Below are 22078 nucleotides of genomic sequence, written 5' to 3'. Positions count from 1 at the left end.
AGCCATGTGACGCGAGGCAAGGAGTACTCCCGCGACGACCGGTACCTCACCACCCGGATCACCGCCGACGGCCGTCACGGCCGCGGAGGCCGTCCCGGCCGACCACACCCCGCTCGCCCCGTGAGCCGGTGACGACATGCCCGTACGCGTCGGCACCTCCGGATGGCAGTACCTGGACTGGGCAGGGGTCCTCTATCCGCCCGACCGGCCCCGGCGGTTGTGGCTGGAGGTGTACGCGGAGCACTTCGCCACCGTGGAGAGCAACAACGCGTTCTACAGGCTGCCTTCTCCGGAGACCTTCGCCCAGTGGCGGGAACGCACGCCCCAGGGCTTCGTCATGGCCGTGAAGGCCAGCCGGTACCTGACCCACATCAAGCGACTGCACGACCCGGAGGAACCGGTCCACCGGCTGATGACACACGCGGCCGCCCTGGGCGACCGGCTGGGGCCGATCCTGCTCCAGCTGCCGCCCACCCTGCAGGCCGACCCGGAGCTGCTGAACGCCTGCCTGGCCTGTTTCCCCAACGGCGCCCGCATCGCCGTCGAACCGCGGCACGAGTCGTGGTGGACAGCCGACGTGCGCACGGTCCTCGCGGACCACCGGGCCGCCCTGTGCTGGGCCGACCGCGGCTCACGCCCCGTGACCCCGCTGTGGCGGACCGCCGACTGGGGATACGTACGGTTCCACGAGGGACGAGCCGATCCGGCGCCACGGTACGGTCGGACGGCGCTGCGCTCCTGGGCCGACCGGATCGCCGGCACCTGGCCCCCGGACGCCGATGTCTTCGCATACTTCAACAACGACTCCGGCGGTGCCGCCGTCGTCAACGCCCGCGCCTTCGCCCGACTGGTCCGTTGACGAGATCAGCCTCCGGACTCCCGGCGGCGGGTCTTGCGTGGCGGCTCGGCCGCCTCGTTCGGCCGGTCCAGACGGCTCGCCTCGTCGGTGTCCGCCGCCCGGACGGGCGGCAGGTCCTTGCCGCCGGCCCCGGCCCCGGGCGCCACGTGCGGGGCGCGACGCCGTTCCTTGTCGTCGTGGCCGTGCAGGGGAACGCCTCCGGCGCCGCCTTGGTCTTCCATGGCCCGTCCCTCCTCGTACGTCGTGCGGTCCCCCATACCCGGCGCCTGCCCCGACGCCGCGGCCGAAAACCTGCGGTCGCCCTGCGCGGCCGGCTGTTCACACGGCGTACGAGGCGGCGCGCCTCACCCGCTCCCGGCATTGCTGCGCAGGAGCAGGCTCGGCATGACCAGCCAGCAGATCGCGAACCAGCCGGTGACACAGGCGGTCACCGGCCAGGCGATCCAGTGCGAGGTGGCGACCCGCAGCAGGAGCAGCACCGAGAAGGTCACGGTCAGCGCGAGGAGCACGATGCCGACGGAGACCAGATGGCCCGCCGCCTTGACCAGCTGCGGCTTGAGGTGGTGCCCGGCGAGCAGTTGGTGGTACGCGACCGGGGCGATCAGGGTCCCGGTCGCCAGGGCGCCCAGCGCCACCGTCACCACGTACAGGCCGCGGTCGAAATGGCCCAGCTCCTCGAAGCGGGCGGTGAAGGCGACGCTGAGCAGGAAGCCGAAGAGGATCTGGGCTCCGGTCTGGGCGACGCGGACCTCTTGCAGCGTCTCGTTCCAGCGGCGGTCGGCCCGCTCCGCAGGGGTCTCGTCCCGATCGTCCGGCATGGGGCGGACCTCCTCCGCATAGGGAAACAGCAGGCCACCGGCACCCGCCGCTCCCGAGCCTATTGCGACGCCGCGCCGGGAGCCGGCAACACGATGTCGGCGAGTTGAGCGGTCCTCGGGCGGCCCCACCGCCCCGGCGGCGCTGATTGAGACGTTTCCTTCCGGGCAGGCGCCCGGGGTACGAGAGGAGCCCGCGCGACGGAGCAAGGTGACGGCCCGCCACCGCAAGGTACGGAGCGTGCATGACCCAGCCCGAGGGGACCCCGGCCGAACGGGACACCGAGACCCGGTTCACGGTGTGGGTGGCCCTCGCGGCCAACCTCGTCATCTGTGTGGCCAAGGCCATCGGTGGCGTCGTCGCCGCGTCGCCCGCCCTGCTGTCCGAGGCGGCCCATTCGGTGGCCGACAGCCTCAACGAGGTGTTCCTGCTGGCCTCGGTCAAGCGCAGCCGGCGCCCGGCCGACCGGCGGCACCCCTTCGGCTACGGCAAGGAGCGCTTCTTCTGGTCCCTGCTCGCCGCCGTCGGCATCTTCGTCACCGGAGGCTGCTTCTCGGTGTTCCAAGGCATCGAGGCGTTCCGCTCGGGCGGTTCCGAGTCCCACGAGGGGTATGTGATCGGCTTCGTCGTGCTCTTCGTGGCACTGCTCGCCGAGGGGGCCTCCCTGGTCCGTGCCGTCCTCCAGGTCCGCGCCGCGGCTGCGGCCGCCGGGCACGGCATCCGCGAGGAGATCCGGGCGGGCCACGACCCGGCGCTGCGGACCGTTCTGGCGGAGGACAGCACGGCCTGTACGGGCGTCCTGCTGGCCATGGCCGGGATGGGCCTCCACATGGCGACCGGGCAGATGGCGTACGAGGCGTCCGCCTCCGTCCTGATCGGCGTCCTGCTGGTCTACGTGGCGTACACGCTCGGCAAGGGTGCCCGCGCCCAGTTGATCGGCGAGGCGGCCGACCCCGAGGTGCAGCGCGGAGTGAAGGAGCTGCTGCAGCAGCAGCCGGAGATCGACTCCGTCACCTCCTTGCTGACGATGCGCCTGGGTCCGGATTCCGTGCTGCTGGCTGCGAGCGTCGACCTGACGGCCGGGTACGACAGTGAGACCGTCGAGGACGCGATGGTCCGTATCAGGGCCGAGCTGAAGAGGCGCTGGCCCGAGCTGGACCGGGTGTTCCTCGACGTCACGGACGCCGCGGCAGCCCGCCGCGCAGCGGCCCGTGACCGGGGCCCGGCGAGGGCCTGAACCGCCCTCACGTACCGCCTCCGCTCCTCGATGCGGGTAACTCTCGGCGGCGCGCCGTCCCGCTTGGTCGGTGGAGGTGACGCCGGGTGCCAGGCTGACCGACAGGCCGTCGGCCGGCCGGTCCGTCGTCGCTTCTGGAGGCCCTGGTGTCGCTCACTGACCCGTTGTCGGCAGCAGCGGAGGAGGAGGACGAGGAGCGGGTCACCGGTCGACGGGTGCGGGCGGGGTCATACGTGCTGCGCCTGCTGTCGACCACCGACCACAAGGTGATCGGCAACATGTACCTGGTCACCGCCTTCGGCTTCTTCCTGTTCGCCGGCGTGCTGGCGCTCGTCATGCGGGCGGAGCTGGCCCGGCCCGGCCTGCAGATCGTCTCCGCCGAGCAGTACAACCAGCTCTTCACCCTGCACGGCACGATCATGATGCTGCTGTTCGCCACCCCGACGTTCACGGGCTTCGCCAACGCGATCATGCCGTTGCAGATCGGCGCCCCGGACGTCGCCTTCCCCCGCCTGAACGCCTTCACGTACTGGGTGTACCTCTTCGGGGGCCTCACCGTGATCAGCGGGCTCCTGACCGCGAACGGATCCGCCGCCTTCGGCTGGTTCGCCTACGCCCCGCTGAACGCGGCGGCGTACTCCCCCGGTGTGGGCGCCGACCTGTGGGTGATGGGGCTGGCGGTGTCGGGGCTGAGCACGATCCTCGGTGCGGTGAACTTCATCGCGACGATCGTGTGCCTGCGGGCGCCGGGCATGACCGTGTTCCGGATGCCGATCTTCACCTGGAACGTGCTGTTCACCTCGATTCTGGCGCTGCTGGCGTTTCCGGTGCTCACCGCGGCGCTGCTGGTTCTGGAGGCGGACCGGAAGTTCGGGGCGCACGTCTTCGACGCGGCGTACGGCGGCGCACTGCTGTGGCAGCACCTGTTCTGGTTCTTCGGCCATCCGGAGGTGTACATCGTGGCGTTGCCGTTCTTCGGGATCGTCAGCGAGATCATCCCGGTGTTCAGCCGCAAACCCATCTTCGGCTATGCCGCCCTGGTCGGTGCGACGATCGCGATCACGGGTCTGTCCGCGACGGTGTGGGCCCATCACATGTTCGCCACCGGCGCCGTGCTGTTGCCGTTCTTCTCCCTGCTGTCGTTCCTCATCGCCGTTCCGACCGGGGTGAAGTTCTTCAACTGGATCGGCACGATGTGGGGCGGGTCGCTGTCCTTCGAGACGCCGATGCTGTGGTGTATCGGATTCCTGGTCACGTTCCTGCTGGGCGGTCTGACGGGGGTCCTGGTGGCCTCGCCCCCGATGGACTTCCATCTCACCGACAGCTATTTCGTGGTCGCTCACCTGCACTACGTGCTCTTCGGCACGATCGTGTTCGCCACCTTCGCCGGGTTCTATTTTTGGTGGCCCAAGTTCACGGGCAGACTGCTCGACGAACGCCTGGGGCGGATGCACTTCTGGACCCTGTTCACCGGCTTCCAGCTGACGTTCCTCGTCCAGCACTGGCTGGGCGAGCAGGGCATGCCCCGCCGGTACGCCGACTACCTGGCGGCCGACGGGTTCACCCTGCTCAACACGCTCTCCACCATCGGATCCTTCCTCCTGGGGCTGTCCGTGCTGCCGTTCGCCTACAACGTGTGGAAAACGCATCGCCACGGCCGGCGCGTGGACGTGGACGACCCGTGGGGGTGGGGCCGGTCCCTCGAGTGGGCCACTTCCTGCCCGCCGCCCCGGCACAACTTCGAGGCGCTGCCCCGGATCCGGTCGGACTCGCCCGCCTTCGACCTGCACCACCCCGAAGTGGTGCCCCGATGAAGGCGGAGGCTTGGCTGTTCAGCGGTGTGGCGGTCTTCTTCGCCGTCACCGGCGGCGTCTACGCGGTGTTCTCCCGTGATCCTGCGGGGATTGCCGCCTTGGCGGTGTCGTTCCTCATGTCGGCGCTGGTCGCCGCGTTCCTGTGGCGGCAGTACGGCCGCGGCGGCCGACGGCCCGAGGACACCGCCGATGCGGAGATCCGTACGGGCGGGGGCAGGGAGTTCTCGTTCCCCGCGAGGAGCTTCGCGCCCGTGATCACCGCCGTCGGTACGGCGCTCATGGGCATCGGCGCCGTTCAGGGGCTCTGGCTGGCCCTCATCGGCGGCGGCGTGGTGATCCCTGGACTCTACGGATTCGTGTTCCGCCCGGGCCAGGACGCCTGATCCGGCACCGGGGTCAGTGCTCGCCGCCGGCCCCGGCTCCCTCGCCGTCCGGGCCGGCCAGCACGGCGGCGACGCGGCGGCGCTGTGTCTCGGTCAGCGGCGGCACCAGCTGGTCTCGGTAGTACCAGTGGCTCAGGCCCTGCCTCAGCCGCTCCGCGAAGCCCCGTACGGCCGGACGCCCCTCGCCTGCCGTCCGCCGCTCCGCTGCCGTCCGCCCGGGCTGGGGTACCGGTACGGGCGCCGGCACGCGGTGGACGGCCCGTACGTACCGCTCCGCCCCCGTCGGCGGCCGGTGCGTGGGGTGGAACGCGCCCTCGACCGACTGATGTACTTCGTCCGTCGGCAGTCCGCTCTTCAGCGCCTTGACGTCCTCCTCCTGGAGGGCGAGACAGATCCGACGGGTGAGCCAGAAGGCTGCCGGGGGCACGACGAGCACGGCGCAGCGCAGCGACCAGGTGATCGCCTGGAGGGGGACCTCGAAGACGAAGGCGACGATGTCCTGCGCACCGGCCACCAGCAGGATCGTGTAGGCGGCGAGCACGGCGACCCCCAGCGCGGTGCGGGCGGACCGGTGGCGAGGCCGGTCGCACAGGTGCTGCTCCCCGCCCTCGGGGGTGATCCAGCGTTCGAAGAACGGATAGCCGTACAGGCCGGCGAACAGCAGTCCCGGCAGGACGACGCCCGCGATCAGTGGATTCCAGTTCAGCGTGTGGCCCCACAGGCGGGTTTCGAAGGCCGGCATCAGCCGCAGGGCCCCTTCGAGGAAGCCGACGTACCAGTCCGGCTGGGACCCGGTCGATACGAGGTCGGGGCGGTAGGGCCCGTACGCCCACACGGGATTGATCTGCGCCAGCGCCCCGAGCGCGGACAGCACGCCGGCGACCATGAAGAACAGTCCCGCGGACTTCGCCGTGTACTGCGCGAAGAACGGCTTGCCCACCACGTTGCGGCCGCTGCTGCCGGGCACCGCCCACTGGGTGTGTTTGAGGTGCACGACCAGCAGCAGGTGCAGCGAGACCAGGGCGACCAGCAGTCCTGGTACGAGGAGGATGTGCACCGGGTAGAGCCGGGACACGATGTCCTCGCCCGGGAACTCACCGCCGAAGACGAAGAGGCTCAGGTATGTGCCCGCGACCGGCAGCGACAGCATGATGCCCTGGGCCGTGCGCAGGCCCGTACCCGACAGCAGGTCGTCTGGGAGCGAGTAGCCCGCGAACCCCTCGACCAGCGCGAGCAGCAGCATCGTGACGCCGACCGTCCAGTTCACCTCGCGGGGCTTGCGGAACGCGCCGGTGAAGAACACCCGCAGCAGGTGGACGCCGATCGCGGCCACGAACACGAGGGCCGCCCAGTGGTGCATCTGCCGGATCAGCAGACCGCCCCGCACGTCGAAGCTGATGCGCAGCGTGGAGGCGTAGGCGGATGAGACGGGCACGCCGCTGAGGGGGCCGTAGGAGCCCTTGTACGTGACCTCGCGCATGGACGGGTCGAAGAAGAACGTGAGGTACGTGCCGGTCACCAGCAGCACCACCAGGCTGTAGAGGGCGATCTCGCCGAGCAGGAACGCCCAGTGGTCCGGAAAGGCCTTCCGCACACCGCCCTTGGCCACGTCCAGCAGGGGCAGCCGGGCGTCGAGGCTGAGCACGGTACGCCCGGCCGAGCGTCGCAGCACGCGGACCGCACGGGCTTTCTTCCTCTCGAGAACCACCGGCTCCACGCCCTCCTCACATCCGCCGACCGGGCCCGAACGGCGTGGGAGGAGCATCGCGCGCCCGCGTCCCACGGCCCGGTAGGCACGCAGTCCGCCGGCCGGAAGCACGCGGACAGCCCCGCCGCGGACCGCGCAACGATCCCGATCATCTGAATAAACCGCTCTTCTCGCGCGCGAGTTCTTCATACGAAGCGGCGCCCTGCGTGTTCTCGCCGCCGCGCGGTCCGCGGTGCGCGACCATCGAAGAAACACCGAGACAGGAAGAAGGGCGGACGTGTCCGGCAGCGAGAGCGAGAACCCAGCAATCCCCTCCCCCACCCCCGCGCCGACCCGCCCCAGAACGAACCGGGACTGGTGGCCGAATCAGCTGGACCTGCAGGTCCTCCACCAGAATTCACCCTTGTCCGATCCGATGGGCGAGGACTTCGACTACGCGAAGGAATTCGCGGCCCTCGACGTCGACGCGCTGAAGCGGGACGTCTTCGAGGTGATGACGGCGTCCCAGGACTGGTGGCCTGCCGACTACGGCCACTACGGGCCGCTCTTCATCCGGATGAGCTGGCATGCCGCGGGGACGTACCGCATCGCCGACGGCCGGGGCGGTGGCGGCGCCGGGTCCCAGCGCTTCGCCCCCCTCAACAGCTGGCCGGACAATGCGAGCCTGGACAAGGCGCGCCGTTTGCTCTGGCCGGTCAAGCAGAAGTACGGCCGGAAGATCTCCTGGGCCGATCTGCTGATTTTCGCCGGAAACTGCGCCATGGAATCGATGGGTTTCAAAACGTTCGGATTCGGATTCGGGCGGGAGGACACCTGGGAACCCGAGGAAATCTTCTGGGGGCCCGAGGACACGTGGCTCGGAGATGAGCGCTACGCCGGCGACAGGGAACTCACCGGTCCTTTCGGCGCCGTACAGATGGGCCTGATCTACGTCAATCCGGAAGGGCCCAACGGCAACCCGGATCCGATGGCAGCCGCGAAGGACATTCGCGAGACGTTCGCGCGCATGGCCATGGACGACGAGGAAACGGCTGCGCTCATCATCGGCGGCCACACGTTCGGCAAGTGCCACGGTGCGGTCGACCCCGGCTGCATCGGCCCGGAGCCCGAGGCCGGCCCCATCGAGCAGCAGGGCCTCGGCTGGCGGAACACGTGCGGCAGCGGCAAGGGCGTCGACGCGCTGACCAGTGGGCTCGAGGGCGCGTGGACCTCCGAGCCGACGAAGTGGGACAACGGGTACCTGGACAACCTGTTCAGGTACGACTGGGAGCTGACGACGAGTCCCGCCGGTGCGAACCAGTGGACTCCCACGGATCCGTCGGCCCAGGGCACCGTGCCTGATGCCCATGATCCGTCGAAGCGGCACGCGCCGATGATGCTGACGACGGACCTCGCGCTGAAGAGGGATCCGATCTACGCGCCGATCGTGAAGAGCTTCCACGAGAACCCGGACAAGCTCGCGGTGGCCTTCGCCAAGGCGTGGTACAAGCTGCTGCACCGCGACATGGGGCCCCTGCCGCGCTACCTCGGCCCGTGGATTCCCGAGCCGCAGCTGTGGCAGGACCCTGTCCCCGCGGTCGATCACGAGCTGGTCGGGGACGCGGACATCACTGCCCTCAAGGGCAGGATCCTCGCCTCCGGGCTGTCCGTCCCCCAGCTGGTCACCACCGCCTGGGCGGCGGCCGCGAGCTTCCGCGGCACCGACAAGCGGGGCGGGGCCAACGGGGCGCGGATCCGGCTCGCGCCGCAACGGGACTGGGAGGTCAACGCCGTACCCGAGGTGGCCGAGGCGCTGCAGACCCTCGAGCAGATCCGGCAGGAGTTCAACGGCTCGGCCGGCGGCAAGAAGGCTTCGCTCGCGGACCTGATCGTCCTGGGCGGGTGCGCGGCCGTCGAGCAGGCCGCGAAGAACGCCGGGTACGACATCACGGTCCCGTTCGCACCGGGGCGTACGGACGCCTCGCAGGAGCAGACCGACGTGAAGTCGTTCGCCGTGCTCGAACCCCCGGCGGACGGGTTCCGCAACTACCTGCGGGAGGGGGAGAAGCTGTCGCCGGAGACCCTCCTGCTGGACCGCGCCAACCTGTTGACGCTCACCGCTCCCGAGATGACGGTCCTCATCGGTGGCATGCGGGCCCTGAACACCGGGTTCGGGCGATCCCCGCACGGCGTGTTCACGGACCGGCCGGAGACGTTGACCACCGACTTCTTCGTCAACCTGCTCGACATGGGCACGGAGTGGAAGCCGTCGACCTCGACCGAGAACGTGTTCGAGGGCAGGGACCGCGCCACGGGCGAGGCCAAGTGGACCGCCACCGCCGTCGACCTCGTCTTCGGTTCGCACTCCCAGCTCCGGGCCATCTCGGAGGTCTACGCGTCCGGGGACGGTGGGGAGAAGTTCGTGCGTGACTTCGTGGCCGCGTGGGACAAGGTGATGAACCTCGACCGGTTCGACCTCGCCTGAACCTGAGCCTCGCCGGACGTCCCGGCCGGCCGCGCACCGGCCGATCGGGACGTCCGGCATACCTTTCACGTCACCCCGTCGCCCACTCGACGAGAGCGGCCAGCGCGCCCGCCAGCGCGTCCAGACCGGGGCCCGCCGGTCCTCCGGGCCCGCTCATGTAGAGGTCCCGCCGGATCTCCACCATCAGCGCGCCGACCCGCGCGTCCTTTCCGTAGTGGCGCAGCGGCACGTACGTTCCCGCGAACGGGCTGTCCAGCCCCGTGCCACCGAAGCCCGCGAACGCCTGCTGCGCCGCCTCGCGCAGGGGACGGGGCGTATGGAAAGCGTCCGTGCCGATGCAGATCGGCGGGCGCGGTCCGTCACCGTGGAGCTCGTAGGGCAGTGCCTTCGCCGGATACGAGTGCACGTCGACGATGACCGCCCGCCCGACGGCCCCCAGCCGCTCCTCCACCGCGTCCGTCATCGCCTGCGCGTACGGGTGGAAGTACCGCTCGATCAGCGGTCGTCCGTCGAAGTCGGCCGGGCGGAGCTCGTCGCGGTGCGTCGTCCGTGTGTAGACCGCGCCCATCCCCCGCGCCAGCATCTCCTCCCGTTCATCGGGGAACCGCTCGGGGTCGACGACCAGCCGCGAAAGCCGGTTCTCGAACCGCCAGGGGGTGACGCGGGCGGCCTCGGCCGCCCTGGCCGCGATCTCCGCCGTGTGCGAGTCGGTGATGTGGTCCAGCTCCCCTTCGAGTGCCCGGTCGTCCAGCAGGATCCCGGCGCGCACGTCCGCGGGTATGGCGCGGGACGAGTGCGGGATGTGGAGTATCACGGGTGAGTCGGGAGCCCCGGGGTGGAGGAGGGCGGCTGCGTCGCTCATCTGGTTCCTCGCTGCATGTCGCGTACGGATCAAGGTGCCACCGACATGATGTCCGGTCGGCAGGGACCCCGTGGGAGGTGTCTCACCTCCCGTGATGACCTTGGCGCAGACGCTTGTAACCCCCGGGTGGCACCGCCCGTCACATGCACGCAACACGGACTTTCTACTTTGGGCCGCAACGGGATCGACCTGCACACGGCCGCGGTGGGGTCGGCCGGCGGCGCGAGGAGGTCTGCTGTGGCGGAGGCGAGGGCCGCGGCCGGTCAGCAGGTGCGTACGGTCTGCTCGTACTGCGGCGTCGGCTGTGGGGTCGTACTGGACATCGCCAGGGGCGCCGACGGGCGCCGTACGGTGGCCAAGGCCAGCGGCGACAAGCAGCACCCCGCGAATGCCGGGCGCCTGTGCACCAAGGGCGCCACGCACGCCGACATGCTGGCCGCGCCCGGCCGGCTGGAGACCGCGCTGATCCGCGGCGAGCGGGGTGACGGGCCCGCCGCCGTCGCGGTGGACGCGGCCGTCGCCGAGACGGCCCGCCGCCTCCGGGAGATCCTCGACGCGCACGGCCCCGACGCGCTGGCGCTCTATGTCTCCGGCCAGATGTCCCTGGAGGCCCAGTACCTCGCCAACAAGCTGGCCAAGGGGTTCCTGCGGACGAGCCGGATCGAGTCCAATTCCCGGCTGTGCATGGCGAGCGCCGGCAGCGGCTACAAGCTCTCGCTGGGCGCCGACGGGCCGCCCGGCTCGTACGAGGACTTCGAGCGGGCGGACGCGTTCTTCGTCATCGGCGCCAACATGGCCGACTGCCACCCCATCCTCTTCCTTCGGATGATGGACCGCGTCAAGGCCGCCGGCGCCAAGCTGATCGTGGTCGACCCCCGGCGCAACGCCACCGCCGACAAGGCCGACCTGTTCCTGCAGATCCGGCCGGGCACCGACCTGGCCCTCCTCAACGGGCTGCTGCACCTGCTCGTCGAGGGCGGCTGGACCGACCCGGACTTCATCGCCGAGCACACCGAGGGCTGGGAGGACATGCCCGCCTTCCTGCGGGAGTACCCGCCCGCGAAGGTCGCCGAGATCACCGGCATACCGGAGGCGGACATCCGGCTGGCCGCCCGCTGGATCGGCGAGGCGGGCGAGTGGATGAGCTGCTGGACCATGGGCCTCAACCAGTCCGTCCACGGCACCTGGAACACCAACGCCCTGGTCAACCTGCACCTGGCCACGGGCGCCATCTGCCGTCCCGGCAGCGGCCCGTTCTCCCTCACCGGCCAGCCCAACGCCATGGGCGGCCGCGAGATGGGCTACATGGGGCCCGGCCTGCCGGGCCAGCGCTCGGTACTGGTCGACGAGGACCGCGACTTCACCGAGAAGCTGTGGGGCCTGCCGGAGAACACCCTGCGCACCGACGTCGGACGCGGGACCATCGAGATGTTCGAGCAGATGGCCGCCGGTGAGATCAAGGCATGCTGGATCATCTGCACCAACCCGGTCGCCTCCGTCGCCAACCGCAGCACGGTCATCAAGGCGCTGGAGACCGCCGAACTGGTCGTCACGCAGGACGTGTTCGCGGAGACCGAGACGAACGCCTACGCGGACATCGTGCTCCCCGCCACCCTCTGGGCCGAGACGGACGGCGTGATGATCAACTCGGAGCGCAACCTCACCCTGGTGCAGGGGGCTGCCGACCCGCCCGGGCAGGCCCTGCCCGACTGGCAGCTGATCGCCCGGGTCGCCTGCGCGATGGGATTCGCCGAGGCGTTCACGTACAGCTGCGCCGAGGAGGTGTTCGCGGAACTGCGGCAGGCCTGGAACCCGAAGAGCGGCTGGGACCTGCGCGGTGTCACGTACGAGCGGCTGCGCGGGGGCCCGGTGCAGTGGCCGGCCGCCCCGGGCGGGCCGGACCGCAACCCGGTCCGTTACCTCAACGACGGCGTCAGCCAGACCCTGTCGGAGCGCCCGGACGGCAGCCGCCCCCGTCTCGTGTTCCCCACGGCGACGGGACGGGCCGTGTTCTTCGCCCGGCCCCACCTTCCGGCCGCCGAACTCCCGGACGACGACTACCCGTTCGTACTCAACACGGGCCGCCTGCAACACCAGTGGCACACCCTGACCAAGACCGGCAAGGTCGCCAAGCTGAACAAGCTCAACCCCGGGCCGTTCGTGGAGATCCACCCGCAGGACGCGTCCGCTCTCGGGATCGTGGCAGGCGACGGGGTGGAGGTGGCCTCCCGGCGCGGGCGGGCCGTGCTACCCGCCGTCGTCACCGACCGGGTCCGGCCCGGGAACTGCTTCGCCCCCTTCCACTGGAACGACCTGTTCGGCGAATACCTCAGCGTCAACGCCGTCACCGACGACGCCGTCGACCCGGTTTCCTTCCAGCCCGGGTTCAAGATGTGCGCGGTGACGCTGACGAAGACACGGGCCCCGGTTCCCGTGGCCCTGCCCGCTGCCGAGCCCGCCCTCGGCAGCCCCGTCGCCGCCGGGGCGCACCCGGGCGGTGCCATTGCGACGCTGATGCGTCCCGTAACCGCCCCGACGACGGCCGCGAGCGCGGTGGCGCCCGCCCTCACCTCGTTGTTCGGGCTGGACGGCCACACACCGCCCGCCCTCTGCGACCGCGAACGCCAGTACCTCGCCGGATTCCTCGCCGGGCTCGCCTCCGCCCCGCCCGGCACGGGCGTCCCGGCCCTTCCCGCCGGCGCCCCGTTCGAGGCCGGACACGCCCTCTGGGTCGACGGAGTGCTCGCCGGCACGTACTCGCGTACGGCGACGGCCCGGGCCGCCACGCCTCCGGCCGCCCCGGCACCGGTCCCCGCCGCACCGGGTACGCCGACCCGGCAGACCGTGGTCCTCTGGGCTTCCCAGACGGGGAACGCCGAGGACCTCGCCGCCACCATCGGCACGGAATTGGCCGCCGTCGGCACCGCGGCGACCGTGCACAGCATGGCGGACCGCACCCCCGCCTCCCTCACTCCCGGAACGGATCTGCTGGTCGTCACGAGCACCTTCGGCGACGGCGATGCCCCGGACAACGGAGCCCCGTTCTGGGAGGCCCTCGAGGAGTCCGACGCGCCCCGGCTCGAGGACGTCCGGTACGCGGTCCTCGCGCTCGGCGACTCCAACTACGACGCGTTCTGCGGCCACGGCCGCCGGCTCGACCGGCGCCTCGAAGAGCTGGGGGCCCGGCGCCTCCTGCCGCGCGTGGACTGCGAGCCCGACTACGAGGAGCCCGCCGCCCAGTGGCTGGAGCGGGTCCGCGACGCCCTGGCGGCCGCCCCGGAGCCGGCGGCCCCGGACCCGGCGACCGCCGGGCCGTCCCGTCCGGTGCCGGACAAGAACTCCCCGTACACCGCCCGGCTGTCCGGCAACCGGCTGCTGAGCCTGCCCGGCGCCACCAAGGAGGTCCGCCGGTTCACCTTCGACCTGGGCGAGGACGGCCCGGCGTACGAGGCGGGTGACGCCCTCGGCGTCCTCCCGGTCAACTGCCCCGACCTGGTGACGGAATGGCTGGCCGCCACCGGCCTCGCCCCGGACGCGGAGGTGGCCGTGCCCGGACACGCCCCCATGCCGTTCGCCGAGGCGCTGCACCGGCACCTGGACATCACCCGTCTCACGCCAGACCTCCTGAGGTTCGTCACCGAGCACACCGGCGACCGCAAGCTCAAGCAGCTGACGCGCCCCGACAACAAGGACGGCCTCGCCCAATGGGCCTGGGGGCGGCAGCCCGTCGACATCCTGGCCGAGTTCCCGGTCCGCCTCGGCGCCCAGGAGTGGGCCGAGCGCCTCAAACGCCTCCAGCCGCGCCTTTACTCCATCTCCTCCAGCCCCCTCGTCGACCCGCGCGAGGTGAGCCTGACGGTCTCGGTCCTGCGCTACGAGGGGCCGGGCGGCCGACAGCGCAAAGGCGTCGCCTCGGCCTTTCTCGCGGATGCCGAACCGGGCACCCCGGTACCGCTGTTCGTGCAGCGCTCTGCCCACTTCCGCCCGCCCGTCGGCCCGGACACACCGGCGATCATGGTCGGCCCGGGTACCGGCGTCGCCCCGTTCATGGCCTTCCTCGAACACCGCCGCGCCCTCGGCCACCACGGCGGCAACTGGCTGTTCTTCGGCGAACAGCGCCGGGCCACCGACTTCTACTACCGCGAAGAGCTGGAGGAGCTCCACCGGCACGGCACGCTCAGCCGCCTCGACCTGGCCTTCTCCCGCGACCAGCGCACCAAGATCTACGTCCAGGACCGCATGCGCGAGCACGGCGCCCAGCTGTGGTCCTGGCTCCGGGACGGCGCCCACTTCTACGTGTGCGGTGACGCGAGCCGGATGGCGAAGGACGTCGACCAGGCGCTGCGCGACATAGCCGTGGCGCACGGCGGCCTCGACGAGGACGAGGCCGCCGCGTACCTGAAGCAGCTCTCCGCCGACAAGCGGTACGGCCGCGACGTGTACTGAGCGCTGCGCGTGCGGGGGGGGTGCGTGCGGGTCAGCGCGTGGTCAGGCCGTCCACCTCGGCCTCGAAGAGGAGGGCGGGGTCCAGGCCCATGCCGGTGAAGTGGCCCGCCAGCTCCAGGGACAGCACGCCGTGCAGGCGGGTCCAGAAGGCCAGGGCGAGGCGCAGGGCCTGCGGCGGGGCGTCCGGGTGGCTCGCGGCCCACTCCCGGTGGCCGGCCAGGTGGTCCTCGAAGGCATGGGGCTCCGCACCCGGGGCGGGGTCCGGCCCGGCGGCTGTGCAGGCGTCGAGCAGGACGGACATCATCTCCGAGGCGATCACGGTGATGTCCTGCGGTGCGTGGTAGCCGGGTACCGGGGTGCCGTAGACGAGGAAGTAGCGGTGCGGGTCCTCCAGGGCCCAGCGACGGAGCACCTTCGCCAGCGCGACGAGGCCGGGTCGGCCCGCTCCGCCTTTCCCCCCGTCGCCGGCGGCGATGAAGGCGTCGGCGAGGCTGCGGTAGGCGTCGCGGATGAGTTCGGTGATCAGCTCGTCGCGGTTGGCGAAGTACCGGTACAGCGCCGGTCCGCTCATGCCCATCTGCTTGGCGATCGCATTGAGGGAGAGGGCGGAGGCGCCGGAGCCGGCGATCTGCTGCCAGGCCTTTTCCTTGACCTCATCGCGCACCTGCTGCCGGTACCGCTCACGGGGGGTCTTCGTACTCCCGGTCATGCCCGCCACCCTCTCATCGCCCATCACACCAGATGACGGTTAGAGGCTATCACCATCGGCAGGGCCACTCGCGATCGGACGAGCCACTCCCTTGACATCGGCGATACAGCCACTCATTCTGGTTACAGCTTCTAACAAACACGAGAAGCAGAAACCACTGGAGGTCGCGATGAACACCGCCGAGCTGATCGAGATCGTTCTCCCGGGCAAGGTCGAGCCGGAAGGCCTGGAGTTGCACCGGCGGCCGGTCCCGGTACCGGCCGCCGGACAGGTCGTGGTCGCGATGGAGGCGACGGGCGTGTCCTTCGCCGAGCAGCAGATGCGCCGCGGCCGGTACTACGACCAGCCCGCGTTCCCCTTCGTCCCCGGATACGACCTGGTCGGCACGGTGCTGGCCGTGGGCGCAGGCGTCGGCTCCGGCCTCCTCGGCCGGCGGGTGGCCGCGCTGACGAAGACCGGAGGCTGGGCAAGCCACATCGCGCTCGACGCCGCCGACGTGGTGGAGGTACCCGACGGCGTCAGCGCGGTGGACGCGGAGACCGCGGTCGTCAACGGCATCACCGCCTGGCAGATGCTCCACCGCAAGGCCCGGGTGCGCGCAGGCCAGACCGTCCTGATCCACGGCGCCAACGGCGGTGTCGGCTCGATCCTGGTCCAGCTGGCGCTCGCCGCGGGCGCCCGGGTGATCGGTACCGCCTCCGCCCGCCACCACGACGCACTGCGCGCCCTCGGCGTGGCCCCCGTCGACTACCGCTCCGGCGACGTTCCCGCACGGGTACGGGCCCTCGCGCCCGGCGGGGTGGACGCGGTGTTCGACCACGTCGGCGGTGAGGGCATCGTCGATTCCTGGCGGCTCCTGGCCCCCGGCGGCACGCTCGTCTCGTACGGCAGCGCCGCCACCCGCGACGACGAGGGCTCCGGCTCGTCGCCGATCCTCAAGCTCCTGGGCCGGGTGTGGCTGTGGAACGCGCTGCCGAACGGCCGCCGCGCGTACTTCTTCAACGTGTGGGCCGGCCGCGCCTACGCCAGGAACCGCTTCCGGGCGCGCCTGCGCTCCGACCTCACCCAGGTGTTCACGGCGCTGCAGCGCGGTGAGATCACCGCCAAGGTCGCGGCCGAGATCCCGCTGGCCCGCGTCGCCGAGGCGATGCGCCTGGCCGAGTCGGGGACGGTCGCCGGGAAGGTCGTCCTCGTCCCCTGACCCGCCGACCCGTCGCCGTCACCGCTCCCCCGCTTCCCCACTTCCCCAGGAGAACCGCCATGCTGACCACCCTGCTCGCCAAGACCGCTGCCCTGCCCCTCGCGTTCACGATCGGCATCTCCGGCACCGGCGCCTCCCATCACCCCGTGGAGATCGACCACGACGCCCCGGTGATCACGCGCGACGACATCGTCATCCATGCGCCGCTGCACAAGATCTGGAAGATCCAGACCGACGTGGAAGCCTGGCCGACGTGGCAGCCCGAGGTCATCGAGGCGACCAAGCGCACGCCAGGCCCGCTGCGGGCCGGCTCCGTGTTCCGCTGGTCCGTTCACGGCCTCGCCGACATCGACTCCACCGTCCAGCAGGTCGTACCGCAGCGCCGCATCGCGTGGGGCGGACCGGCGCAGGGGATCACCGCGGTCCACGTATGGACCTTCACCCAGCGCAAGGACGGGGTGCACGTCCACACCGAGGAGTCCTGGGCCGGCGCGCCCGTCAACGCCAACACCCCCGCTCTCCAGCAGGCGCTCGACGCCTCGCTCGACACCTGGCTCCACCGCCTGAAGGCCAAGGCCGAAGACCGGGCCTGAGCCCCGTCAGCCCGTGGGCCGCCATGGTGAGCTGCTCGTACGAACCGGGCGGATACCGGGCGCGGCACGGCGGCGACCACGCGGGATCGCCGGACCCGCCGTAACGTGGAAGGGTCAGAGGACTCCGTGGTGAGGGGCGATGCGCCATGACCTGGGCTTCGTGGACAACGACAGGGGTGTTCGCCGGACGCGGCGGAGTGAGCACCGACGAGGCGGGGGTCCTCAGCGGGGACCTGACCGTGCACACCACGTGGTCGGGCCAGGAGGCCCAGGTGGCCGTGCAGTACAGCGGCGGCTCGGACTGGTTCACCGTCACCGGAAGTCCGGTGCCCTGCGCCTCCGAGGACGGCAGCCGCCTCCTGCACCAGGCCGTGGTGGACGCCGTACGCACCGGTGGGGCCGCCACCGTCCCCCGCAACCTGCCGGCAGACGCCCACGAGGGTGGGCCAGGGCCGGCGTAGCAGCTTCCGGATCACCCTCAGCCGGTCGTCGTCGACGCGGTCGGCGCCCACCTGCCGAGGGACGGCGACCCTCGCCACTCAGTCGAGACAGAACTCGTTGCCCTCGATGTCCTGCATCAGGAGGCACGACTCGTTCTCGTCATCGGCCAGCAGCAGTCGTCCGCGTACCGCGCCGAGCGGGACCAGTCGTGCGCATTCGGCCTCAAGTGCGGCCAGTCGCTCTTCACCCACGAGCCCGGTGCCGACCCGCACGTCAAGATGCACCCGGTTCTTGACGATCTTGCCTTCGGGAACGCGCTGGAAGAACAGTCGCGGGCCCACACCCGAGGGGTCGGCGCATGATGCGTACGCTGCACCCTGATGCTCAGGGCTCGTTGCGCGATCGAAGTCGTCCCAAGTGGCAAACCCCTCCGGCGGCGGTGCGACGTACCCCAGCACCTCGGACCAGAAACGAGCGACGCGCTCGGGTTCTGCGCAGTCGAAGGTGATTTGGACCTGCTTGATCGATGGCATCGGTCCAGCATAGGGGCGGGGGCCCTCGTCGTCCCCACGGGCCCGCCCCCGGCCAGGTTGTGACGCAAGCGGCAGACGACTTCGGGAACGTCGCATGCGCGCAGGTGAGTTGTAGCCACGCCAACGCCAACGCCGGCGCCCCGGCCGGGTCGGCGATGCGGCCGCCGCGGATCGCGAGCGAGAGGTCAGGCGAGGTCGAGGAGCTGTTCGTGGAAGCCGCCGAAGCCTCGGGGGTGATGCAGGACTCGGCCTTGGCGCCGTCGTTGGTCTCGTGGGGGAACTCGCCGGAGGAAGGCCCCGTGTGTCCGGGCCGTCCGGATCGGACGGGGCTGGCCGTGGTCCGGGGCGCGGCGCCGCGGCCGCGCCGTGGTGCCCGGCGAGGATGGGCCCATGGCAGACACCTTCACCACACGCACGCTCGACGTGACGACGGGCTCCTCGGAGACCGTGCACGACCTGACCGCGGCTTGTACGGAGTTCCTGCAGGACGCCTCCCGGGGCCGCGACGGACTGCTCAACGTGTTCACTCCGCATGCGACGGCCGGGCTGGCCGTCATCGAGACGGGCGCCGGCAGCGACGACGACCTGCTGGATGCCCTGCGTACCCTGCTGCCCGCCGACGACCGCTGGCGCCACCGGCACGGCTCCCCGGGGCACGGCCGCGACCACGTACTGCCCGCGTTCGTACCGCCGCACGCCACGCTGCCGGTGGTGCGGGGCAGGCTGGCCCTGGGTACCTGGCAGTCCGTCGTACTGGTCGACACCAACCGCGACAACCCCCACCGCACGGTACGGCTGTCCTTCCTGTCCTCGTAGCCGTCCACCGGTTCTCGACCCCCGGGAGCGGGGGCCCTACTCGGCGACCCGGTACGGGACGAACGTGCTGCTGTTCTCGTCGACGGCCAGCGGGCGCCCGAGCGGCGGGACGGCGCGCTGCGGGCACTCCAGGCGCTCGCAGATCCGGCAGCCCATGCCGATGGGCGTGTCGGCGGAGGTGTTGTCCAGGTCGAGGCCGTCGGAGTAGACGACCCTCGAGGCGTGCCGGATCTCGCAGCCGAGGCCGATCGCGAAGGTCTTGCCGGGTTCGCCCCAGCCGCCCCGGTGGCGGGTGATGGCGCGGGCCGTCCACAGGTAGCGCTGCCCGTCCGGCATGGCGGCGACCTGGACGTGGATGCGGCCGGGCGCGGCGAAGGCCTCGTACACGTTCCACAGCGGGCAGGTGCCGCCCGCGCGGGAGAAGTGGAATCCGGTCGCGGACTGCCGCTTGGACATGTTCCCGGCGCGATCGACGCGCACGAACGAGAAGGGGACCCCGCGCAGCCTGGGGCGTTGGAGCGTGCTCAGGCGGTGGCAGACCGTCTCGTAGCCGAGGCCGAAGTGGTCGGTGAGCCGCTCGATGTCGTAGCGGAATCCCTCGGCGGCCGTATGGAAGGCGCTGTACGGGAGGATCAGCGCGGCGGCGAAGTAGTTCGCGATGCCGATCCGGGCGAGGCCGTGCGGGGTGGAACCGGCGGGGAAGTCCTCCGAGGCGAGCCGGTCCAGCTCCTCCCCGTACTCGAGCAGGGCCAGCTGGGTGGCCATCCGGAAGGCCTGCTGGCCCGGCCTCAGGCGGGCGGAGAGCTGGAGCACGCGGCCGGATTCCGCGTAGTGGTGCAGCCGCTCGGAGCCGGCCGCCGAGTCGCCGGCGACCACGACCCGTACGCCGTGCCGGTCCGCCAGCCGGGCGGAGAGGGCGCGGACGACCTCGCCGGGCCGGATCCCGATGGTGCGGGCGAGTTCCTCGGCGGCCAGGTCGGTGTCGTGGAGGTAGTTCTGGCGGCGGTAGAAGAACTCGCGGATCTCCTCGTGCGGGGAGAGGGGTCCGCCGCCCTCCCCGTCGCGGCCGTCCGCGACCCCGGCCAGGCCCTCGGCCAGCCGCTGGCTGCGTCGGCCGAGGTCCAGCAGCACCTGGGCGACCGCGGGCATCCGCGAGGCCAGTTCGGCGAGGTCGGAGGTGGAGACCCGGGCCTCGGCGACCTCCCCGGCCAGCGCCTCGCGCAGGTCCGCGACGAGGCGGCTGGTGTCCCGCTCCGAGAAGAAGCCGGGGTCGACGCCGAAGGCCTCGGTCAGCCGCAGCAGCACGGGCACGGTCAGCGGGCGGGAGTCGTGCTCCATCTGGTTGAGGTAGCTGGGCGAGATCGCGAGCACCCGGGCCAGGTCGGCCTGGCTCATCCGCCGCTCCTCGCGCAGCCGCCGCAGCCGCGCTCCCGCGTACGTCTTGCTCACGATGCCCCCTCGTGTCCCGCGCCGACCCGGCTCGGGAGTCCACATCGGTCCGCCTTTGCAGACTTGGCAAACCAGCGCGAAAAGATGCGCAGAACTTAGCAGACATCCCTTCTTGATGGCACTGGGTGTCATTGGGAGAGTCGTCCTGCGGCCCGCCGGACTCGGCGGCCGGCACGGAACAACCGGGCGCGATTCATGCCCTGATGTCGGCGATCCCGGCAGGTTCCGGCTGGGGTTCGACAACATTGCTCAGCTCGTTCCACGCACGGACGGCGGGCCGCGACCACCACGAACGGCACACAGTGCCAAGCCTTTGCATCTTTGACGTACAGGCGCAGCTCAATCGACATCATGGAGACGGTGACGGTCATGGCAGACACGAACACGACGGCAGCGGCAGCGGACCTCACCGAGCGCTGGGCGAGCGACCCGCGCTGGGCCGGCATCGAGCGGACCTACTCCGCCGAGGACGTGGTCCGGCTCTCCGGCAGCGTCCGCGAGGAGCACACCCTGGCCCGGCGCGGCGCCGAGCGGCTGTGGCGACAGCTCCACGAGCGGGACTACATCCACGCCCTCGGCGCCCTGACCGGCGGCCAGGCCGTCCAGCAGGTCCGGGCCGGCCTCCAGGCCATCTACCTCTCCGGCTGGCAGGTCGCCGCCGATGCCAACCAGGCCGGGCACACCTACCCGGACCAGAGCCTCTACCCGGTCAACTCCGTGCCCCAGGTGGTCCGTCGGATCAACAACGCCCTGCTGCGCGCCGACCAGATCTCCACCGCCGAGGGCGGCGTGGACGGCATCGACTGGCTGGCGCCGATCGTCGCCGATGCCGAGGCCGGTTTCGGCGGTCCCCTGAACGCCTTCGAGCTCACCAAGGCCATGATCGCGGCGGGTGCGGCCGGCATCCACTACGAGGACCAGCTCGCCTCCGAGAAGAAGTGCGGCCACCTCGGCGGCAAGGTGCTCGTCCCCACCTCGCAGCACATCCGCACCCTGAACGCGGCCCGCCTGGCCGCCGACATCGCGGACACCCCGACCCTGATCATCGCCCGTACGGACGCGCTCGCCGCGAACCTGCTGACCAGCGACGTCGACGAGCGCGACGCTCAGTTCGTGACGGGTGAGCGCACCGCCGAGGGCTTCTACCGCGTCCAGAACGGCATGGCGCCGGTCATCGCCCGCGGCCTCGCGTACGCCCCGTACGCCGACCTCATCTGGGTCGAGACCGGCACCCCGGACCTGGCCCAGGCCCGCGAGTTCGCCGAGGCCGTCCACGCCGAGTACCCGGACCGGATGCTCGCCTACAACTGCTCGCCCTCCTTCAACTGGAAGGCTTCTCTGGACGACGACCAGATCGCCAAGTTCCAGCGGGAGCTGGGCGCGATGGGCTACCGCTTCCAGTTCATCACCCTCGCCGGGTTCCACTCCCTCAACCACGGCATGTTCGACCTCGCCCGCGGCTACGCCGAGCACGGCATGACCGCGTACGTGGACCTCCAGGAGCGCGAATTCGCCGCCCAGGAGCACGGGTTCACAGCCGTCAAGCACCAGCGTGAGGTCGGCACCGGCTACTTCGACCTGGTCTCCACCGCCGTCAACCCCGCCTCCTCCACCACGGCGCTCGCCGGCTCCACCGAGGAGGAGCAGTTCCACTAGTGCCGCGTCAGGCAGCGTTTGCCCGTCAAGGAGCGGCGTCCGGTGCGTGCTCTCGGCGTGCCGGCCGCAAGCGCTCGTACTGGACGTACGT

At 71.1% G+C, this 22078-nt stretch carries 18 protein-coding genes; 11 read left to right on the top strand and 7 right to left on the bottom strand.

Features of this window, described 5'->3' with window-relative positions:
• Positions 1-136: 136 nt before the first annotated feature.
• On the top strand, positions 137-859 hold the full coding sequence (locus AB0M76_RS31795) for a DUF72 domain-containing protein (RefSeq protein ID WP_365956199.1): 723 nt from the start codon (positions 137-139) through the stop codon (positions 857-859).
• 5 nt (positions 860-864) lie between these two features.
• Here the strand turns inward: AB0M76_RS31795 and AB0M76_RS31790 are convergent, their stop codons facing one another.
• Positions 865-1116: a hypothetical protein gene (locus tag AB0M76_RS31790; RefSeq protein WP_365956198.1), complete on the bottom strand. Its 252-nt coding sequence runs from the start codon at positions 1114-1116 to the stop codon at positions 865-867.
• Positions 1117-1203: 87 nt separating this feature from the next.
• The gene (locus tag AB0M76_RS31785) at positions 1204-1677 is read right to left on the bottom strand and encodes a DUF6328 family protein (protein ID WP_365956197.1); all 474 of its coding nucleotides are present in this window, start codon (positions 1675-1677) and stop codon (positions 1204-1206) included.
• Positions 1678-1919: 242 nt separating this feature from the next.
• Between AB0M76_RS31785 and AB0M76_RS31780 the strand changes: the two genes are divergently transcribed.
• From AB0M76_RS31780 to AB0M76_RS31770, 3 genes are all read left to right on the top strand, one after another.
• Entirely contained in the window at positions 1920-2912 is a 993-nt protein-coding gene (locus AB0M76_RS31780) for a cation diffusion facilitator family transporter (protein WP_365956196.1), read from the top strand.
• 233 nt (positions 2913-3145) lie between these two features.
• Entirely contained in the window at positions 3146-4726 is a 1581-nt protein-coding gene (gene ctaD / locus AB0M76_RS31775) for a cytochrome c oxidase subunit I (RefSeq protein WP_266672463.1), read from the top strand.
• Positions 4723-5109 carry a cytochrome c oxidase subunit 4 gene (locus AB0M76_RS31770; RefSeq protein WP_266660602.1) on the top strand — a complete coding sequence of 129 codons (387 nt, stop codon included), beginning with the start codon at positions 4723-4725 and terminating at the stop codon, positions 5107-5109. Before ctaD ends, AB0M76_RS31770 begins: the two co-directional genes overlap by 4 nt.
• 13 nt (positions 5110-5122) lie before the next feature.
• Here the strand turns inward: AB0M76_RS31770 and AB0M76_RS31765 are convergent, their stop codons facing one another.
• A complete protein-coding gene (locus AB0M76_RS31765; RefSeq protein WP_365956195.1) occupies positions 5123-6817 on the bottom strand; it encodes a ubiquinol-cytochrome c reductase cytochrome b subunit in 1695 nt (564 codons plus the stop codon).
• A gap of 277 nt (positions 6818-7094) precedes the next feature.
• Between AB0M76_RS31765 and katG the strand changes: the two genes are divergently transcribed.
• Positions 7095-9281 (top strand): catalase/peroxidase HPI, encoded by a 2187-nt coding sequence (katG, locus tag AB0M76_RS31760; protein WP_365956194.1) that lies wholly within the window; start codon positions 7095-7097, stop codon positions 9279-9281.
• A 70-nt stretch (positions 9282-9351) separates the two neighbouring features.
• Here the strand turns inward: katG and AB0M76_RS31755 are convergent, their stop codons facing one another.
• Positions 9352-10143: an N-formylglutamate amidohydrolase gene (locus AB0M76_RS31755; protein WP_365956193.1), complete on the bottom strand. Its 792-nt coding sequence runs from the start codon at positions 10141-10143 to the stop codon at positions 9352-9354.
• Between the two features lie 237 nt (positions 10144-10380).
• Between AB0M76_RS31755 and AB0M76_RS31750 the strand changes: the two genes are divergently transcribed.
• Positions 10381-14589, top strand: coding sequence for a bifunctional nitrate reductase/sulfite reductase flavoprotein subunit alpha (locus AB0M76_RS31750; protein WP_365956192.1), 4209 nt, complete (start codon positions 10381-10383; stop codon positions 14587-14589).
• Between the two features lie 31 nt (positions 14590-14620).
• On the opposite strand, the gene AB0M76_RS31745 is transcribed toward AB0M76_RS31750, so the two are convergent.
• The gene (locus tag AB0M76_RS31745) at positions 14621-15298 is read right to left on the bottom strand and encodes a TetR/AcrR family transcriptional regulator (protein ID WP_365956191.1); all 678 of its coding nucleotides are present in this window, start codon (positions 15296-15298) and stop codon (positions 14621-14623) included.
• A 169-nt stretch (positions 15299-15467) separates the two neighbouring features.
• Here AB0M76_RS31745 and AB0M76_RS31740 point away from each other — a divergent pair, with 169 nt between their 5' ends.
• The 3 genes from AB0M76_RS31740 (at position 15468) to AB0M76_RS31730 (ending at position 17553) form a co-directional block, all read left to right on the top strand.
• On the top strand, positions 15468-16499 hold the full coding sequence (locus AB0M76_RS31740) for a medium chain dehydrogenase/reductase family protein (RefSeq protein WP_365956190.1): 1032 nt from the start codon (positions 15468-15470) through the stop codon (positions 16497-16499).
• Between the two features lie 59 nt (positions 16500-16558).
• Entirely contained in the window at positions 16559-17092 is a 534-nt protein-coding gene (locus AB0M76_RS31735) for an SRPBCC family protein (protein WP_365956189.1), read from the top strand.
• A gap of 146 nt (positions 17093-17238) precedes the next feature.
• Complete coding sequence (locus tag AB0M76_RS31730) at positions 17239-17553, top strand: hypothetical protein (RefSeq protein WP_365956188.1); 315 nt, start codon at positions 17239-17241, stop codon at positions 17551-17553.
• Between the two features lie 78 nt (positions 17554-17631).
• Here the strand turns inward: AB0M76_RS31730 and AB0M76_RS31725 are convergent, their stop codons facing one another.
• Entirely contained in the window at positions 17632-18066 is a 435-nt protein-coding gene (locus AB0M76_RS31725) for a VOC family protein (protein ID WP_365956187.1), read from the bottom strand.
• Between the two features lie 390 nt (positions 18067-18456).
• Between AB0M76_RS31725 and AB0M76_RS31720 the strand changes: the two genes are divergently transcribed.
• Positions 18457-18882 carry a secondary thiamine-phosphate synthase enzyme YjbQ gene (locus AB0M76_RS31720; protein WP_266660620.1) on the top strand — a complete coding sequence of 142 codons (426 nt, stop codon included), beginning with the start codon at positions 18457-18459 and terminating at the stop codon, positions 18880-18882.
• Between the two features lie 36 nt (positions 18883-18918).
• On the opposite strand, the gene AB0M76_RS31715 is transcribed toward AB0M76_RS31720, so the two are convergent.
• Positions 18919-20331, bottom strand: coding sequence for a short-chain fatty acyl-CoA regulator family protein (locus AB0M76_RS31715; protein WP_365956186.1), 1413 nt, complete (start codon positions 20329-20331; stop codon positions 18919-18921).
• A 369-nt stretch (positions 20332-20700) separates the two neighbouring features.
• Between AB0M76_RS31715 and aceA the strand changes: the two genes are divergently transcribed.
• Positions 20701-21987, top strand: a complete 1287-nt coding sequence (gene aceA, locus AB0M76_RS31710; RefSeq protein WP_365956185.1) for an isocitrate lyase — start codon at positions 20701-20703, stop codon at positions 21985-21987.
• Positions 21988-22078: the final 91 nt, after the last annotated feature.

The organism is Streptomyces sp. NPDC051364, from assembly GCF_040682115.1.
Lineage (GTDB): Bacteria > Actinomycetota > Actinomycetes > Streptomycetales > Streptomycetaceae > Streptomyces.
Note: the sequence above shows the minus strand (reverse complement) of the source record. Positions and strands in the feature narration are given on the sequence as shown.